Origin of the sequence: Halolamina salina, from assembly GCF_042678005.1 — an archaeon.
In the GTDB taxonomy this organism is placed as follows: domain Archaea; phylum Halobacteriota; class Halobacteria; order Halobacteriales; family Haloferacaceae; genus Halolamina; species Halolamina salina.
The window spans coordinates 1-1,431 of record NZ_JBHUDH010000114.1 but is presented as its reverse complement, the minus strand read 5'-3'; the positions used below and the strand labels follow the sequence as shown (position 1 = coordinate 1,431).

Genomic DNA, 1,431 nt, shown 5'->3' with positions numbered 1-1,431 from the left:
AGCTCCTGTACCGCGTCGACCTTGTCCTCCGGGAGCAGTTCGGCGCGGTACTCGTCGACGCCCACCTTCTCGGCGATCGCGCGGGCGGTCCGTTCGTTGTCGCCAGTCAGCATCACGACGTGCTCGATGCCCAGTTCGTGCAGCCGGGCGACCGCGCGCTGTGCCTCCGGCCGCACATCGTCGGCGACGGCGATCACGCCCTCGATCTCCTCGTCGGTCCCGACGAGTACGACGGTCTTTCCCTCCGACTGGAGGTCGGGGACGACCGTCTCCAGCAGGTCTACGCAGTCGTTGCGCTCACAGAGCTGCTGGCTCTTCTTGGTGACCATCCCCCCGTCGGTCGCGGCGTGGACGTGGTTCAGGTCGAAGCCCAGTTCCTCGAACAGCCCCGGCTTTCCGGCGTAGTGGGTCCGGCCGTCGAGATCCGCCCGGACGCCCTTCCCGGTGATGCTCTCGAACTCCTCGACCCGGCGGTCGTCGACGCCGCGCTCGTCGGCGCGCTCGACGATCGCCTCGCCGATGGGGTGTTCCGACCGGGACTCCAGCCCCTTCGCACACCGAAGTACGTCAGCCTCGGTGTGGTCCCCGAGCGGGACCACGTCGGTGACGCGCAGTTCGCCGACCGTGAGCGTCCCCGTCTTGTCCAGCGCGACGGCGTCGACCGCGCCCATCGCTTCGAGGTGGTTCCCGCCCTTGATCAGCACGCCGTTTTTCGCGCCACTTGTGATCCCCGAGACCACGGAGACGGGCGTGGAGATGACGAACGCGCAGGGACAGGCGAGCACCAGCAACGTCAGCCCGTAGACGATCGCCTGCGTCGTGGAGACGCCGAGCAGCGAGGGCGACGCCAGCGTCACCAGCACCGCGAAGACGACCACGACCGGCGTGTAGTAGCCCGCGAAGCGCTCGACGAACTGCTCGCGTTCGGTCTTGTTCGACTGGGCGTCCTCCACCATCTCGATGATCCGGGAGAGCGTGTTGTCGCCGGCCGCGGAGGTGACCTGTACCTCCAGATACCCCTGTTCGTTGACCGTCCCGGCGTACACCTCGTCGCCGGGCGTCTTGTCGACGGGCACGCTCTCGCCGGTGATCGGCGCCTGATTCACGGCGCTCTCGCCGTCGATCACCTCGCCGTCGAGGGGGATCTTCTCCCCCGGCTTCACGACGACCACGTCGCCGACCTCGACCTCGTCGACCGGGACGGTCACTGTCTCGCCGTCGCGTCGGACCGTCGCCTCGTCGGGCGAGAGATCCATCAGCTCCTGCAGCGAGCTCCGCGCCTTGTCCATCGAGTACCGCTCCAGCAGTTCGGCGACGCTGAACAGGAACGCCAGCGTCGCGGCCTCCATGTACAGCGCCTCGCCGAAGCCGAGGCTGACGGCGACGGCGCCGCCGATCGCGAGGCTCATCAGCAGATCGATGTCGAGGTTG

1 protein-coding gene is annotated in these 1,431 nt (G+C 68.1%); it reads right to left on the bottom strand.

Annotation, left to right across the window (positions count from 1 at the left end; genetic code table 11):
* Positions 1 to 1,431: heavy metal translocating P-type ATPase (locus ACFR9S_RS10055; protein ID WP_379818549.1), on the bottom strand; the 1,431-nt coding region annotated here is incomplete at both ends.